A 15,245-nucleotide genomic window follows, 5' to 3' on the forward strand; every position below is an offset into this window, starting at 1 on the left:
AGAAAACTTATGAAATTAAATAAATATATCGACCATACCATTTTGAAACCGGAATCAACTGAGCAACAGGTTGCAAAGATTATTGAAGAGGCAAAAGAATACGACTTTGCTAGCGTCTGTGTTAATCCAACTTGGGTTGCCTACGCTGCAAAGAGGTTAGCTGGAACGGAGGTCAAGGTTTGTACAGTGATTGGTTTTCCTCTGGGAGCTAACACGCCAGCTGTCAAGGCTTTTGAGACCAAGGATGCGATTGCAAATGGTGCAGACGAGATTGATATGGTCATCAATATTGGTGCCCTCAAATCTCAGAACTATGACCTAGTATTGGAAGATATACAGGCGGTTGTGGAAGCCAGTGGCGATAAATTGGTTAAAGTCATCATCGAAACCTGTCTTTTGACCGATGAGGAAAAGGTGAAGGCTTGTCAATTGTCTCAAGAGGCCGGTGCTGATTTTGTTAAGACTTCTACTGGATTTTCTACAGGTGGTGCGACAGTGGTTGATGTTACCTTGATGCGCCAAACAGTAGGACCAGATATGGGTGTCAAAGCATCTGGTGGTGCGCGTACCTATGAGGATGCCCTTGCCTTTATCGAAGCTGGTGCAACCCGTATTGGTGCATCTTCAGGTGTAGCGATTATGAACGGAGCTGTAGCAGATGGCGACTACTGAGTTGATAAAATTATCTGAGGAAGTGAGTAAGAAAGCCTACGTTCCCTATTCTCATTTTCCAATTGGAGCTGTCTTGGTTGCCAAGGATGGGCAAGTCTTTACAGGTGTTAACATTGAAAACGCCAGCTTTGGCTTGACCAACTGTGGCGAACGAACAGCTATTTTCAAAGCTGTTTCAGAGGGCGTCTTGGATTTTTCTGAGCTGATTGTTTATGGTCAGACAGAGAAACCAGTTTCACCATGTGGTGCTTGTCGCCAGGTCATGGCTGAATTTTTTGATAAGGATTTAAAGGTAACACTTGTTGCCAAAGATCTATCGACAGTCGAGATGACAGTCGGGGAATTACTTCCATATTCTTTTACAGACCTGAACTAGTCTGTAAGACAGTCGTTAGACTGTAGTATCATCACCGCAACGAAAGTTGCAAAAAGAATTTTTTAGGAGGGTTCAGAAATGAACAAGAAACTTGTCGGATTTGGTCTAGCTACTGTTGCAGCTCTTACATTGGCTGCCTGTGGAAGCCGTACTGCAAACAAAGAAGCAGCCTCAACAGACTCATCAGAAATATCAGTTAAGCCAATGATCGTAACAGACATCGGTGGTGTTGATGACCGTTCATTTAACCAGTCAGCTTGGGAAGGTTTGACTGCTTGGGGTGACGAAAATGGTTTGTCAAAAGGTAGCGGCTATGACTACATTCAATCACAAAGTGAATCAGACTACGTAACAAACCTTGACTCAGCTGTTGCTGGTGGTTACAACCTTGTATTCGGTATTGGTTTCGCCTTGGAAACTGCGATTGCTGAAGCAGCTCCAAATAACCCAGAAACTCACTTTGTAATCGTTGACTCAGTTGTTCCAGATCAAGAGAACGTAGTCAGCGTTGGATTTGCAGACCACCAAGCTTCTTACTTGGCAGGTGTTGCAGCTGCTAAATCTACTAAAACAAACCACGTTGGTTTCATCGGTGGTATGGAAGGTGTCGTTATCGACCGCTTTGAAGCTGGTTTCGTAGCTGGTGCTAAGTCTGTAAACCCAGACATCAAAATCACAATCGATTATGCAGGTTCATTCGGTGATGCTGCAAAAGGTCAAACAATCGCTGCTGCTCAATACGCTGCAGGTGCAGACATTATCTTCCACGCATCTGGTGGTACTGGTAATGGTGTATTTGCTGCTGCTAAAGCTGAAAACGAAACTCGTGATGAAGCAGATAAAGTTTGGGTAATCGGTGTTGACCGTGACCAATCTGCTGAAGGTGTTTACACTTCTAAAGACGGTAAAGAATCTAACTTCGTATTGGCATCAACCATCAAAGAAGTTGGTACTTCAGTTAAAGACATCACTGAAAAAGCAGTTAAAGGTGAATTCCCTGGTGGTACAGTTGTTCAATTCTCACTTGCTGACAAAGGTGTAGAATTGGCTGAAACAAACCTTTCTGAAGATGCTTCTAAAGCTGTCGCAGACGCTAAACAAGCAATCTTGGATGGTAAAGTTGAAGTTCCAGAAACACCAGAAAAATAAGCTGAATAACATTAGTTTTCCGAAGTGGCGGCCTATCGGTCGCCCTTTTCGGAGCTGAGATTTTTCTCAGTAAAGCCTATCAAATGGTGGTAGGTTTTACTGACAAAAATGGTACAATAGTTATGTGAAAACGATTTTTCGTTTAGCGATTGTAGTCAGAAAGGAAATAGATTATGACTAAGGATTATGTCATTGAGATGCGTGAAATCACCAAAATTTTTGGTGAGTTTGTTGCGAATGACCACATCAATTTGAATGTCAGACGTGGTGAAATCCATGCCCTGCTCGGTGAGAATGGTGCCGGTAAATCAACATTGATGAACATGCTGGCTGGTCTCTTGGAACCGACTAGCGGTGAAATTGTTATCAATGGTCAACCAGTTAACATTGATTCACCTTCTAGGGCAGCCCACTTGGGTATCGGGATGGTTCACCAGCACTTTATGTTGGTGGATGCCTTTACAGTTGCGGAAAATATTATCCTCGGTAGTGAGACAACCAAGGGCGGTGTGATTGACCTCAAGAAGGCTATTGTTGAGATTAAAGAGCTTTCCCAGAAATATGGTTTGGAAGTTGACCCAACTGCCAAGGTTGCGGATATTTCGGTCGGTGCTCAACAGCGTGTTGAAATCTTGAAAACTCTCTATCGCGGAGCTGACTTGCTCATTTTCGACGAACCTACGGCTGTTTTGACTCCCGCGGAAATTGCAGAGCTCTTGAAGATTATGAAGACCCTGGTTTCTGAAGGCAAATCCATCATCTTGATTACCCATAAGCTGGATGAGATTCGTGCGGTTGCTGATACGGTAACGGTTATCCGTCGTGGTAAATCAATCGAGACAGTTCCTGTCGGAGATGCAACCAACCAAGACTTGGCTGAGTGGATGGTAGGCCGTTCTGTTTCCTTTAAAACAGAGAAAATTCCTGCCAATCCAAAAGAAGTCATTTTGTCTATTAAGGATCTGGTTGTTAATGAGAACCGTGGAATTCCAGCTGTTAAGGGCTTGAATTTGGAAGTCCGTGCTGGCGAAGTCGTCGGTATCGCAGGTATCGATGGAAATGGTCAGAGTGAGCTCATTCAGGCCATTACAGGTCTCCGTAAGGTCAAATCTGGTTCTATCAAGATTAAGGGTGAAGAAGTGGTTGGTAAGACCCCTCGTAAGATTACAGAGATGCAGGTCAGCCACGTACCAGAAGACCGTCACCGCGATGGTTTGGTCCTTCCAATGACGGTAGCCGAAAATATTTCTCTACAGACCTACTACAAAGAACCCGTTTCTAAGAATGGTATTTTGAACTACAACGTTATCAATGAAAAAGCCCGTCAATTGATGCAAGAATTCGATGTTCGCGGCGCCAGTGAATTGGTACCTGCCAAGGCACTTTCTGGTGGTAACCAGCAGAAAGCTATTATCGCTCGTGAAGTGGACCGTAATCCCGATCTCTTGATTGTTAGCCAACCGACCCGTGGTTTGGACGTTGGTGCCATTGAATACATCCGTAAGCGTCTCATTGCCGAGCGTGATAAAGGGAAAGCTGTTTTGGTTGTCAGCTTTGAATTGGATGAAATCTTGGATGTTTCAGACCGTATTGCAGTTATCCATGATGGTGTCATCCATGGTATCGTTGACCCTGCTAAGACCAACAAGCAAGAGCTCGGTGTGTTGATGGCAGGTGGTCACATTGAGAAAGGAGAAGAACATGCTTAAGAAATATCAAAATCTGATCCTTCCTTTACTTGCTGTTGTGAGCGGTCTTGTATTGGGATCAATTGTCATGTTGATTTTTGGCTATGACCCAATCTGGGGCTATGAGGAATTGTTCTACTCAGCCTTCGGTACTATCAAGTCTGTCGGTGAAATTTTCCGTGCTATGGCACCGCTGATTTTCACTGCCCTTGGTTTTGCGGTGGCGAGTCGTGCTGGTTTCTTCAACGTCGGTTTGTCTGGTCAAGCTTATGTAGGCTGGATTTTTGCAGGCTGGTTTGCCTTGGCTAATCCAGATTTACCTCGTCCAGTCTTGATTTTGGCAACGGTAATCATTGCTATGTTAGCTGGTGGAATTGCTGGAGCCATTCCTGGTGTTCTCCGTGCCTATCTGGGAACCAGTGAGGTCATCGTAACCATCATGATGAACTACATCTTACTCTATTCTGGGAACTACATTATCCGTGATATTTTCTCAGATGATTTGATGAAAAATACGGACTCGTCTGTCAACGTTTCGGCCAATGCTTCCTATCAAACAGAGTGGTTGCGGGCTTTGACAGACAATTCGCGTATGAATATCGGTATCTTCTTTGCCATTATCGCTGTTATTGTTATCTGGTTCCTCTTGACCAAGACGACACTTGGTTTTGAAATCCGTTCGGTTGGTATCAACCCGACAGCGTCTGATTATGCAGGTATGTCGGCAAAACGGACTATCATCTTGTCTATGATTATTTCAGGAGCACTTGCTGGCCTGGGTGGAGCTATCCAAGGTTTGGGTACCTTCCAGAATGTCTATATTCAAAGTGGTAACCTGGATATTGGTTTCAACGGTATGTCTGTTGCTCTTCTAGCAACTAACTCACCGCTTGGTATTCCATTTGCGGCCTTCCTCTTCGGTGCCCTATCTGTAGGTGCTCCAGGTATGGTTCGTGCTCAGATTCCACCAGAATTGATCAACGTTGTAACAGCGTCTATCATCTTCTTCATCGGTGTGAAATTTATCTTTGAGCAGTTACTCAACTCAAAAAAGAAAGCGAAAGGGGTAAAATAAGATGAACTTGACTATTTTAACGCTACTCATTTCGCAAATGCTGATTTATTCAGCGCCATTGATTTTCACCAGTCTAGGTGGTGTGTTCTCTGAGCGTGGTGGTATTGTCAACGTCGGTCTGGAAGGGATCATGGTTATTGGTGCCTTTGCTGGAGTTGTCTTCAATATTGAATTTGCTGAGACCTTTGGTAAAGCTACCCCGCTATTAGCAGTGATTGTTGGTGGTTTGGCTGGAGTTGTCTTTGCGGCAATCCATGCCATGGCGACCATTAACTTCCGCGCGGACCATGTCGTGTCAGGAACGGTACTCAACCTCTTAGCACCAGCTCTCGGAGTCTTCCTGGTTAAGGTTATTTACAATAAAGGTCAGACAGATAGTATTCGTCAATCATTTGGTAAATTCTCTTTTCCAGTGTTGGCAGATATTCCGGTCTTAGGGGACCTCTTCTTCAAGAACACCAGTTTGATGGGCTATGTCGCGATTGCAACAGCCTTCCTATCTTGGTTTATCCTGTATAAAACGAAATTCGGTTTGCGTCTCCGTTCAGTTGGTGAGCACCCACAAGCGGCTGATACACTGGGTATTAACGTTTATGCTATGCGTTACGCGGGTGTATTGATTGCCGGTTTCCTTGGCGGTGTTGGAGGAGCAGTAAGTGCTCAATCGGTAAACATCAACTTTTCAGCGACAACCATCGTTGGTTCAGGTTTCATTGCCCTGGCCGCTGTTATCTTTGGTAAATGGAATCCGCTTGGTGCTATGTTAGCCAGTCTCTTCTTTGGTTTGTCACAAAGTTTGGCGGTTATCGGTAGCCAGTTGCCAGGCTTGAAAGATATTCCGACCGTTTACCTGCAAATTGCACCTTACTTGATTACCGTTATTGCCCTGTCTGCCTTCTTTGGTAAAGCTGTGGCACCAAAAGCCGACGGTATCAACTATATCAAATCAAAATAGCTATACAACAAGAACCCTCAGCATTTGTTGGGGGTTCTGCCTTTTGAAAGGAGATTTATGCGTCGGTTAGTATTAAATATTGCCATGAGTTTAGACGGCTACATCGCCAGAACGGATGGTTCTTACGATTGGATACAAGGGCATGGAACAACTGACTATGATACGAGCCTGCAGTTTGATAATGAAGCTTTTTTCAAATCGTGTGATACGGTTATTATGGGCAGAAAATCACTAGAAGATTGTCCTCTGGAAATGATTGCCGGATATGAGGAGAAGGAGTTTATCATTGCTAGTCGCCATCAACAGCCCAGCTATGACAATGTCCGCTTTGTTTCAAATATTGTTGATGTAATCAAAAAGTTGAAAGGAGAAGATGGTTCAGATATCTGGTTGTTTGGTGGCGCTCAACTCGTTCAAATTTGTCTTAAGGAAAGATTGATTGATCATTTTATTATCGGGATTATACCAACTATTTTAGGAAATGGCATTCGTCTCTTTGATTTTTTATCAGAAGAGCAGACATTGACTTTGGTCGAATCAACTGTGACAGATGGCATCGCCATGCTCCGCTATGATGTGCGAGATAAATAAAAGATGAGCTAAATCAACTCATCTTTTTTATCTTAGTTTTTGATTGCAGCTGCGATTTCAGGGTTAGCAAATGCGTCGTCCATGATATCTTTCAATTGTTTTGCAGAAGCTTGCATTTTTTGCAATTCAGCTTCGTTCAATGGGATGTTTACTGGACGAACGATACCATGTGCGCCGATGATAGCTGGTTGACCGATGAAGACATCTTCAACACCTTCGTATTGACCAGCTTGGTAAACTGACAATGGAAGTACAGCATTTTCATCATCAAAGATTGCTTTAGTGATACGGGCAAGGGCAACACCGATACCGTAGTAAGTAGCACCTTTTTTATTGATGATTGAGTAAGCAGCATCACGAACGGATACAAACAAGTCAACAAGACCTTGCTCATCGATATCTCGGTTGTCTTGCAACCAGTCGTACAATTTCACACCAGCAACGTTAGCGTGTGACCACACAGCGAACTCAGAGTCACCGTGCTCACCCATGATGTAGGCGTGGACGGAACGAGCGTCGATACCAATCTTATCAGCCAATGCTTGACGGAAACGAGCTGAGTCAAGTGAAGTACCTGAACCGATAACGCGCTCTTTAGGGAAGCCTGAGAATTTCCAAGTTGAGTAAGTCAAGATATCAACTGGGTTAGCAGCGACGAGGAAGATACCGTCGAAACCAGACTTAACGATTTCAGAAACGATTTGTTGGTTGATACGGAGGTTTTTCTCTACCAATTCAAGGCGAGTTTCACCTGGTTTTTGTGGCAAACCTGCTGTCAATACAACAAGGTCAGCATCGTGAGCATCAGAGTACTCAGCAGAATAAATTTTCTTTGGTGAAGTGAAGGCCAAAGCGTGGCTCAAATCTTCCGCGTCACCTTGTGTACGGTCCTTATTGATATCAATGATACCCAATTCTTGACCAATACCTTGGTTGACAAGGGCATAAGCATAAGCTGAACCTACGGCACCATCACCGACAAGGATCACTTTTTTGTGTTGTTTAGTTGCAGTCATCTTCTAAACATCTCCTTAGTTTTATTTAGGGGGCATGTTGTCCCCTGACCACATTCCATTCTAGCACTTTTCCTGTGGTTTGTCACTTGGAAATAGGGACTTGAAAATGTTTACATAGCAATTCCCAAGTCAGAAAAGAGCCCCAGAATATGGTATAATAGTAGTAAGAATGCAGTTGAAATGAGGCATAGAATGCAAGATAAAAACTTAGTGACGGTGAATCTGACCAACGAAATGAAAAGCTCATTCATTGACTATGCGATGAGTGTCATTGTTTCTCGTGCACTGCCAGATGTGCGTGACGGTCTTAAGCCGGTTCATCGCCGTATTTTGTATGGAATGAACGAATTGGGAATCACTCCCGACAAGCCCCATAAGAAATCTGCCCGTATCACGGGTGATGTTATGGGTAAATACCATCCGCATGGGGATTTTGCCATCTATGAGGCCATGGTCCGTATGGCCCAGTGGTGGTCTTATCGCCACATGTTAGTTGATGGTCACGGGAACTTTGGTTCCATGGACGGGGACGGTGCCGCTGCCCAGCGTTACACTGAAGCTCGGATGAGCAAGATTGCGTTAGAAATGCTGCGTGATATTAACAAAAATACCGTTAATTTCGCGGACAACTATGATTCCAGCGAGCGTGAGCCAGAGGTATTGCCAGCACGATTCCCCAACCTTTTGGTCAACGGGACGACAGGTATCGCCGTTGGTATGGCGACCAATATTCCGCCGCATAATCTGGGTGAAACCATTGACGCGGTCAAGCTGGTTATGGACAATCCAGAAGTCACCACTCGTGAAATTATGGAGGTTTTACCGGGGCCTGACTTTCCAACGGGAGCCCTGGTTATGGGTAAATCAGGTATTCACCGTGCTTACGAGACTGGTAAGGGATCGATTACCCTGCGCTCGCGCACGGAGATTGAAGAATATGGCAATGGCCGTGAGCGGATTGTCGTAACGGAATTTCCTTACATGGTCAACAAATCCAAGGTTCAAGAACATATTGTTCGCTTGGTGCAGGAAAAACGGATTGACGGTATTACCGCGGTCCGTGATGAGTCCAACCGTGAGGGTGTTCGTTTCGTCATTGAGGTGCGTCGTGATGCCTCTGCCAACGTGATTTTGAACAATCTCTTCAAGCAGACCCAGCTCCAAACCAACTTTAGTTTCAACATGTTGGCTATTCAAAATGGTGTTCCGAAAATCCTTTCTGTTCGTCAGATTTTAGAATCCTATATCGAGCATCAAAAAGAAGTAGTAACCCGTCGGACCCAGTTTGACAAGGAGAAGGCTGAGGCACGTGCCCATATTTTAGAAGGCTTGCTGATTGCGCTGGATCATATTGACGAGGTTATTCGTATCATCCGCAATTCGGAAACGGATGCTATTGCCCAAGCAGAATTGATGGCCAAATTCAATCTTTCAGAGCGTCAGAGCCAGGCTATTCTGGATATGCGTCTCCGTCGTCTGACAGGATTGGAACGTGATAAGATTCAGTCTGAATATGATGAATTGATAGCTTTGATTGCTGATTTGGCGGATATTTTGGCCAAGCCAGAGCGTGTGATTCTCATCATCAAGGAAGAGCTGGACGAAGTGAAGCGCAAGTATGCGGATGAACGTCGGACAGAATTGATGGTCGGTGAGGTCTTGTCACTAGAAGACGAGGACTTGATTGAAGAGGCAGATGTCTTGATTACCTTGTCAAACCAGGGCTATATCAAGCGTTTGGCCCAGGATGAATTCCACGCTCAGAAACGTGGTGGACGCGGTGTTCAGGGGACAGGTGTAAAGGACGACGACTTTGTCCGTGAACTGGTGTCAACCAGCACCCATGACCGTCTGCTCTTCTTTACCAACAAAGGCCGTGTTTACCGTCTGAAAGGTTACGAAATTCCTGAATACGGTCGGACTGCCAAGGGATTGCCAGTGGTCAATCTCCTCAAACTGGAGGAAAATGAGTCCATCCAGACCATTATCAATGTGACCAAGGAGCAGGAAGATGGCCATTATCTCTTCTTTGCGACTCGTCAGGGGATTGTCAAACGTACCAGCGTGTCCGAATTTGGCAATATCCGTCAAAATGGTCTCAAGGCTCTGAATTTGAAAGAAGATGATGAACTCATCAATGTTTTCTTGACAGATGGTCAGGCAGACGTCATTATGGGAACCAAGTTTGGCTATACTGTACGTTTTACGGAGACAGCTGTCCGCGGTATGAGCCGTATTGCAACGGGTGTCAAAGGGATTACCCTGCGAGACGGTGACCAGGTGGTCGGAGCGACCATGATTTCCGATGACCAGGAAGTTCTGGTGTTATCCGAGAAGGGCTTTGGTAAACGGACGCCTGCGAGTGAATATCCGACAAAAGGTCGTGGTGGTAAGGGAATTATCACCATGAAAGTGGCAGAAAAGAATGGTCCATTGGCTGGATTGATTACGGTGTCAGGCACTGAGGACATCATGGTGATTACTGATACAGGTGTCATTATTCGGACCAGCGTTGCCAATATTTCGCAAACAGGTCGTTCGACTATGGGTGTCAAGGTAATGAAACTGGATCAGGAAGCGAAAATCATGACCTTTGCACTGGTTGATGCCGCAGAAGGCGAAGAAAATACGGAAGAAGAGGATAAGTAATGACAAAGGATAAGAAAAGGAAAGCAAGACGGGGGTCATGGTTGAGAAATCTTGCAGTGGGTCTCCTAATGCTCATCTCGCTAGCCTTGATTTTCAACACATCTATCCGCAATATGATGATTGCCTGGAACAGTAATAAGTATCAGGTAACCAAAGTATCCAAGGAAGAAATTGCTAGCAATAAAGAGGTGGACACTACATTTGATTTTGCTCAAGTAGAATCTATCTCTACGGAAGCAGTTATGAAGGCCCAGTGGGAAGCGCAGCAGCTGCCAGTTATTGGAGGGATTGCTATCCCAGATTTGAAGATTAACTTGCCAATTTTTAAAGGTCTTTCAAACGTTGCCCTCATGTATGGAGCGGGCACCATGAAAGAAACGCAAGAAATGGGTAAAGGCAACTATTCGTTAGCCAGCCACCATATTTTTGGTATGGCTGGAGCCAGTGAAACTCTCTTTTCTCCTCTTGAAAATGCCAAAGAGGGGATGAAGATTTATTTGACTGACAAGGAAAACGTCTATGTTTATAACGTGAAAAGTGTTCAGTCAGTGACGCCTGATAGTGTCTATGTCATCGATGATGTTGAAGGGCAAAATGAGATTACGCTGGTTACCTGTGAAGACTTGGCTGCCACCATGCGAACCATTGTTAAGGGGGACTTAGAAGAAGTGATTCCTTATGACCAGGCTGATGGCGAAACACTCAAATACTTTGAACAAACATATAATCAGGTTCAACTATAAATTGATTTGTCAAAAGGGTAGAATTTCTATCCTTTTTTCAATTTTTTTACGAACAGATAGGTGAGGAGGATTTTATGTATCAAATTGATTTTAAGGAAGAAGCACTGATGCCCCGTGAACGCTTGTTAGAATTGGGGCCGGAACGCCTGAGTAACCAGGAACTCCTGGCTATTTTCATCCGTACGGGTACAAAAAAGGAGCCGGTTTCTATCTTGTCCAACAATCTACACAATCAGCTGGAAAATCTGGCGGCTCTAAGGGATTTGTCTATTGAGGAATTGCAGAGCTTGACTGGGATTGGTCGGGTCAAGGCGATTGAGATAAAGGCCATGATTGAGCTTGGTAAGCGCATCAATCAGTCTGAGATTTTGCTCAACGATCGTATTTTGGGTAGTGAAAAACTGGGGCGTAAAATGATTCAGGAGATTGGACAGCAGAAGCAGGAGCATCTGGTCGCCATCTATCTCAACACTCAGAATCAGGTCATCCACCAAAAAACAGTCTTTATCGGCAGTGTCAATCGCAGTATTGCAGAGCCCAGGGAGATTTTGCACTATGCAGTCAAGTGTATGGCGACCTCGATTATCATCGTTCACAATCATCCGTCAGGCTCTGTACAGCCGAGTAAAAACGATTTGCTCTTTACTGAAAATTTGAAGAATTCTTGTGAGACTTTGGGTCTGGTTCTCTTGGATCATCTGATTGTCGGGCAGAAGGACTATTATTCTTTCAGGGAAGAGAGTGAATTATTTTAGTATCAAAAAACAGGGCTAGTCGAAACTAACCCTGTTTTGCTCTCTTATTCGCCTTTTCTCATAAAATACAGGAGTGTTTGCAGTTCGCTGGTCAAATCCACATATTGGACAACCACATCTTTTGGTACAGAGAGGTTAACTGGTGAGAAGCTGAGGATTCCTTTGACACCGGACTCAACTAGCACATCAGCTACTTCCTGGGCTTTAACACTTGGGACGGTCAAGATGGCAGTTTGTGAATCAGCTTCGGCAATCCGTTCCTTCAATTCAGAAATGGCATAGATTGGAATAGATTCATCAACTGTGCCCACAGCTGGATTATCATCTGCTTCAAAAGCCATAACAATCTTCATTTTGTTTCGCTCGTGGAACTTATAGTGGAGTAGGGCACGTCCCATGTTACCAACCCCTATGAGCATAACGTTGGTGATGGAATTGTCATTTAAAATTTCAGCAAAAAATTCCATCAATTTTTGGACGTCATAGCCAAAACCACGGCGACCTAGTTCACCGAAATAAGAAAAATCACGGCGGACAGTTGCAGAGTCAATTCCGATAGCTTCTGCAATATCTTTTGAGCTAGCCTTTTCAATATTGCTAGCGTGGAATCGCTTGAAAATGCGGTAATATAAGGAAAGTCGCTTGGCCGTGGCCCGGGGGATGTCAGTGTTTTTAATGTTCTTCACTCTTTTCTCCTTCTAGCTGTAGGACACCGGTTACTGGTCAAATAGATTTCACAATCTTTTGTAAATCGTATCAAAACTTTGCAAGGGATTGCAAAATCGATAACATCACTATCAGCTTGTTTGTTAGTTCACTTCTTTCTTATATTTTAGTCTATGTTTGTGAAAAAATCAACAGATTGATTTGAAAAAAAGACCAAACAACTTGGTCTTTCTATAGGGTTTGAAAATAGCGATAGAGATCTCCGACGGTGCCTTGGAAGTCAAGAGCTTGTCCGTCCTTGAGAATGCGGGTAACAGGGTAATAATCTGGTAGGGTGACACAGCCTGCAAAGGCCAATTTAGCCTCATCCAGATTATCAAATTGTTGAACTCGTTCTAGTTTGTAGGCATCAGTGTAGTAGATTTCAATCATCTTAGGCCTCTTTTGTAAATATATCTCGGTCGACCAGGCTATCCATGAGGAAGTAGAATTTTTCCTGAATAACTGGATTGCTGCCTGGTTTAAAAATGTTAATCAAACGAAGACCAGACTTGTCTGTGATGTTGATTTTGAAACCAGTCAAATCTTGGTTGATGATAATTTTCAAGAGGAAACCTTGCCCAGAATTGGGAACTTCTTCTAGTAGGCGTTCCAGCTGATAGTGACCAGCCTTGGTTTGCTCAAAGGTATTGTCACGCAGGGTGTATTTTTTGATACCCGAGCTGATATGATAGGTAAACTTACAATCTTTTAAGCGTACAGTTTTTTCAAATGCCATTTTATCCTCCTATTATCTTGTGTAATTCAGTGATGAGTGCATCAATATCAGCAGTCGTATTGCTTTCTGAGAAACTGATGCGGATGGATTCTTTCAGTCGTGGAGAATCTTTTCCATACATAGCCTCAAGGACATGACTGTTTTGTACAACACCTGCTGTGCAGGCAGAACCACTTGAAACTGCGATTCCGGCTAGATCTAGGCGCATGAGTACCTGCTCATTGAGTTGACCAGGAAAGCCAAGATTGATGATATGAGGAAGGTAGTCGCCAGTTTGATTGATGTAGTAGTCGGTGTCGGCCAGGTGGTGGATGAGGTGTTCTTTTAGGGAAGTGATGTATTGAAAATCTTGGTCCCTTTTAGCAGTTTGCTCTTTGAGGGCTGTGGCCATCGCTGCAATGGCAGGGAGGTTTTCTGTTCCTGCACGATGTTGATTTTCTTGCTTACCGCCATGTATGAGTGCATCAAATTTAGGCAATCTTGAATAGAGGAAACCAATACCTTTTGGGCCATGAAATTTATGGGCAGCAGCAGATAGGAAATCAATCCCCAGTTCTTCAGGCTGGACAGGCAATTTTCCCATGACCTGTACTGCATCAACATGGAAAACTGCCTGGTGGTCTGCTAGTAACTGTCCAATTTCTTGTATAGGGAGCAGTTGGCCAGTTTCATTATTGGCAAACATGGTGCTGACCAGAATGGTGTCTGGTCTAAGTGCATCTTTGATCTGCTGGGCTGTGATGATTTGGTCGATTGGCTGGATATAGGTCACTTCAAAGCCAAAGCGTTCCTCCAGATACTGCATGGTATGGAGGACTGCATGGTGTTCAATGGCAGTAGTGATAAGGTGTTTGCCCTTGTCTTGATGGGCCAGAGCATAGCCTTGAATGGCTAAATTATTGGCCTCAGAGCCTCCAGATGTGAAGATTAAGTTATCAGGACGGACCGACAAGATATCAGCTATATCCTGTCGTGCCTGTCTGAGAACCTGATTAGCCTTGCGACCAGCACCGTGGATGCTAGACGGATTGCCATAGATGTCTGCAGCGACTTCCGTCATCCGTTCTAGGGCAGCCGGTGACAGGGCAGTCGTAGCTGCATTATCTAAATAAATCAAGTGTAACTCCTAGTTTTATTTAAGTGGGCTGTTAAATTTGAAAAGTGGGCTCAATGGCTGGTGTTCTTGAATGCGGTGGATAGCGTCAGCAATCAAGTCGCTAGCCGTAATGAAAGCAATATTATTAGGATGTTGTTCCTTGCTGGCTACAGAGTCTGTGACCAAAATTTCCTTGATAGGAGAGTTGTCCAAGAGTTCCGCAGCAGTCCCAGCGAAAAGTCCATGACTGGCAACGGCGTAAATTTCAGTTGCGCCACCGTCTTGAACAATTTTAGATGCTTGAGAGAAAGTGCGGCCTGTATTTAGAATATCGTCGACCAGGATGGCTTTCTTCCCAGCAACATCACCGATGATATAGCCTTCGGCACGTTCCGAATCGTCTTGGGCGTAGTCAATGATAGCAATCGGTGCATTCAAAAATTCTGCGATGTTACGAGCGCGCTTGATTCCTGAATTTTTGGGACTAACGATGACCACATCGTCGTTGCAGAGGCCTTTTTCCATGTAGTAGGACGCAAAGAGTGGCTCTGTCAGGAGATTATCCACTGGAATATCAAAGAAACCTTGAATCTGTGATGCGTGGAGGTCCAGGGTCAGAACGCGGTCGACACCGGCTTTTACCAACATATTTGCTACTAGTTTAGCAGTGATTGGTTCGCGTGGAGAGGCTGTGCGGTCTTGACGAGCGTAGCCAAAATACGGCATGACAGCGGTAATGGTGTTGGCAGAGGCACGCTTACAAGCGTCAATCATAATCAAGAGTTCCCACAAGTGATTGTTGACTGGGTAGCTAGTTGATTGGATGATATAGACATCAACACCACGGACTGATTCCTCAATGTTAATCTGGATTTCACCGTCAGAAAATTGACGTGAAGACATTTTTCCAAGAGGAATACCGGCTGATTCTGCAATTTTTTCAGCGATATCACGGTTACTGTTGAGCGAGAATAATTTAATGTTATGTTCACCAAGTGGTTGTACCATTTTGACTAACTCCTTTTTATAACCCTAC

The 15,245-nt window shown here is 44.3% G+C and carries 16 protein-coding genes; 10 read left to right on the forward strand and 6 right to left on the reverse strand.

Annotated elements, in window-relative coordinates:
• The first annotated feature begins 9 nt into the window (after positions 1-9).
• From deoC to ACHBID_RS03295, 7 genes are all read left to right on the forward strand, one after another.
• Positions 10-672 (forward strand): deoxyribose-phosphate aldolase, encoded by a 663-nt coding sequence (gene deoC, locus ACHBID_RS03265; RefSeq protein ID WP_105122585.1) that lies wholly within the window; start codon positions 10-12, stop codon positions 670-672.
• Entirely contained in the window at positions 659-1,048 is a 390-nt protein-coding gene (locus ACHBID_RS03270) for a cytidine deaminase (RefSeq protein WP_105122586.1), read from the forward strand. The genes deoC and ACHBID_RS03270 overlap by 14 nt, the downstream gene beginning before the upstream one ends.
• A 78-nt stretch (positions 1,049-1,126) precedes the next feature.
• Entirely contained in the window at positions 1,127-2,197 is a 1,071-nt protein-coding gene (locus ACHBID_RS03275; protein ID WP_105161133.1) for a BMP family protein, read from the forward strand.
• Between the two features lie 173 nt (positions 2,198-2,370).
• Entirely contained in the window at positions 2,371-3,906 is a 1,536-nt protein-coding gene (locus ACHBID_RS03280; RefSeq protein WP_105110901.1) for an ABC transporter ATP-binding protein, read from the forward strand.
• Positions 3,899-4,960 carry an ABC transporter permease gene (locus ACHBID_RS03285; protein ID WP_172021679.1) on the forward strand — a complete coding sequence of 354 codons (1,062 nt, stop codon included), beginning with the start codon at positions 3,899-3,901 and terminating at the stop codon, positions 4,958-4,960. Before ACHBID_RS03280 ends, ACHBID_RS03285 begins: the two co-directional genes overlap by 8 nt.
• Before the next feature lies 1 nt (position 4,961).
• A complete protein-coding gene (locus tag ACHBID_RS03290) occupies positions 4,962-5,915 on the forward strand; it encodes an ABC transporter permease (RefSeq protein ID WP_172021680.1) in 954 nt (317 codons plus the stop codon).
• Between the two features lie 57 nt (positions 5,916-5,972).
• Positions 5,973-6,506: a dihydrofolate reductase family protein gene (locus ACHBID_RS03295; RefSeq protein WP_394731509.1), complete on the forward strand. Its 534-nt coding sequence runs from the start codon at positions 5,973-5,975 to the stop codon at positions 6,504-6,506.
• Between the two features lie 32 nt (positions 6,507-6,538).
• Here ACHBID_RS03295 and ACHBID_RS03300 read toward each other — a convergent pair whose 3' ends face one another.
• Positions 6,539-7,522 (reverse strand): L-lactate dehydrogenase, encoded by a 984-nt coding sequence (locus ACHBID_RS03300; RefSeq protein WP_105110897.1) that lies wholly within the window; start codon positions 7,520-7,522, stop codon positions 6,539-6,541.
• A gap of 192 nt (positions 7,523-7,714) precedes the next feature.
• Here ACHBID_RS03300 and gyrA point away from each other — a divergent pair, with 192 nt between their 5' ends.
• From gyrA to radC, 3 genes are all read left to right on the forward strand, one after another.
• Entirely contained in the window at positions 7,715-10,171 is a 2,457-nt protein-coding gene (gene gyrA / locus ACHBID_RS03305) for a DNA gyrase subunit A (protein WP_105122589.1), read from the forward strand.
• Positions 10,171-10,914: a class A sortase gene (locus ACHBID_RS03310; protein ID WP_105110895.1), complete on the forward strand. Its 744-nt coding sequence runs from the start codon at positions 10,171-10,173 to the stop codon at positions 10,912-10,914. Before gyrA ends, ACHBID_RS03310 begins: the two co-directional genes overlap by 1 nt.
• Before the next feature lie 74 nt (positions 10,915-10,988).
• Positions 10,989-11,669, forward strand: a complete 681-nt coding sequence (gene radC, locus ACHBID_RS03315) for a DNA repair protein RadC (protein ID WP_105161137.1) — start codon at positions 10,989-10,991, stop codon at positions 11,667-11,669.
• A gap of 44 nt (positions 11,670-11,713) precedes the next feature.
• Here radC and ACHBID_RS03320 read toward each other — a convergent pair whose 3' ends face one another.
• The 5 genes from ACHBID_RS03320 to ACHBID_RS03340 all read right to left on the reverse strand — a co-directional run bounded on the left by ACHBID_RS03320 (position 11,714) and on the right by ACHBID_RS03340 (position 15,217).
• Positions 11,714-12,355 (reverse strand): redox-sensing transcriptional repressor Rex, encoded by a 642-nt coding sequence (locus ACHBID_RS03320; RefSeq protein ID WP_105161138.1) that lies wholly within the window; start codon positions 12,353-12,355, stop codon positions 11,714-11,716.
• A gap of 211 nt (positions 12,356-12,566) precedes the next feature.
• Positions 12,567-12,767 carry a DUF4649 family protein gene (locus ACHBID_RS03325; RefSeq protein WP_105110631.1) on the reverse strand — a complete coding sequence of 67 codons (201 nt, stop codon included), beginning with the start codon at positions 12,765-12,767 and terminating at the stop codon, positions 12,567-12,569.
• 1 nt (position 12,768) lies between these two features.
• Positions 12,769-13,113 (reverse strand): DUF1831 domain-containing protein, encoded by a 345-nt coding sequence (locus tag ACHBID_RS03330; protein WP_394731508.1) that lies wholly within the window; start codon positions 13,111-13,113, stop codon positions 12,769-12,771.
• 1 nt (position 13,114) lies between these two features.
• On the reverse strand, positions 13,115-14,230 hold the full coding sequence (locus ACHBID_RS03335) for a cysteine desulfurase family protein (RefSeq protein ID WP_394731507.1): 1,116 nt from the start codon (positions 14,228-14,230) through the stop codon (positions 13,115-13,117).
• Positions 14,231-14,245: 15 nt separating this feature from the next.
• On the reverse strand, positions 14,246-15,217 hold the full coding sequence (locus tag ACHBID_RS03340; protein WP_105110634.1) for a ribose-phosphate diphosphokinase: 972 nt from the start codon (positions 15,215-15,217) through the stop codon (positions 14,246-14,248).
• Positions 15,218-15,245 lie beyond the last annotated feature (28 nt).

The organism is Streptococcus sp. A25, assembly GCF_043674095.1.
Lineage (GTDB): Bacteria > Bacillota > Bacilli > Lactobacillales > Streptococcaceae > Streptococcus > Streptococcus suis_V.

Coding starts and splice junctions, on each gene's coding strand:
- deoC (WP_105122585.1), top strand. CDS start 10: ATGAAATTAAATAAATATATCGACCATACCATTTTGAAACCGGAATCA.
- ACHBID_RS03270 (WP_105122586.1), top strand. CDS start 659: ATGGCGACTACTGAGTTGATAAAATTATCTGAGGAAGTGAGTAAGAAA.
- ACHBID_RS03275 (WP_105161133.1), top strand. CDS start 1,127: ATGAACAAGAAACTTGTCGGATTTGGTCTAGCTACTGTTGCAGCTCTT.
- ACHBID_RS03280 (WP_105110901.1), top strand. CDS start 2,371: ATGACTAAGGATTATGTCATTGAGATGCGTGAAATCACCAAAATTTTT.
- ACHBID_RS03285 (WP_172021679.1), top strand. CDS start 3,899: ATGCTTAAGAAATATCAAAATCTGATCCTTCCTTTACTTGCTGTTGTG.
- ACHBID_RS03290 (WP_172021680.1), top strand. CDS start 4,962: ATGAACTTGACTATTTTAACGCTACTCATTTCGCAAATGCTGATTTAT.
- ACHBID_RS03295 (WP_394731509.1), top strand. CDS start 5,973: ATGCGTCGGTTAGTATTAAATATTGCCATGAGTTTAGACGGCTACATC.
- ACHBID_RS03300 (WP_105110897.1), bottom strand. CDS start 7,522: ATGACTGCAACTAAACAACACAAAAAAGTGATCCTTGTCGGTGATGGT.
- gyrA (WP_105122589.1), top strand. CDS start 7,715: ATGCAAGATAAAAACTTAGTGACGGTGAATCTGACCAACGAAATGAAA.
- ACHBID_RS03310 (WP_105110895.1), top strand. CDS start 10,171: ATGACAAAGGATAAGAAAAGGAAAGCAAGACGGGGGTCATGGTTGAGA.
- radC (WP_105161137.1), top strand. CDS start 10,989: ATGTATCAAATTGATTTTAAGGAAGAAGCACTGATGCCCCGTGAACGC.
- ACHBID_RS03325 (WP_105110631.1), bottom strand. CDS start 12,767: ATGATTGAAATCTACTACACTGATGCCTACAAACTAGAACGAGTTCAA.
- ACHBID_RS03330 (WP_394731508.1), bottom strand. CDS start 13,113: ATGGCATTTGAAAAAACTGTACGCTTAAAAGATTGTAAGTTTACCTAT.
- ACHBID_RS03340 (WP_105110634.1), bottom strand. CDS start 15,217: ATGGTACAACCACTTGGTGAACATAACATTAAATTATTCTCGCTCAAC.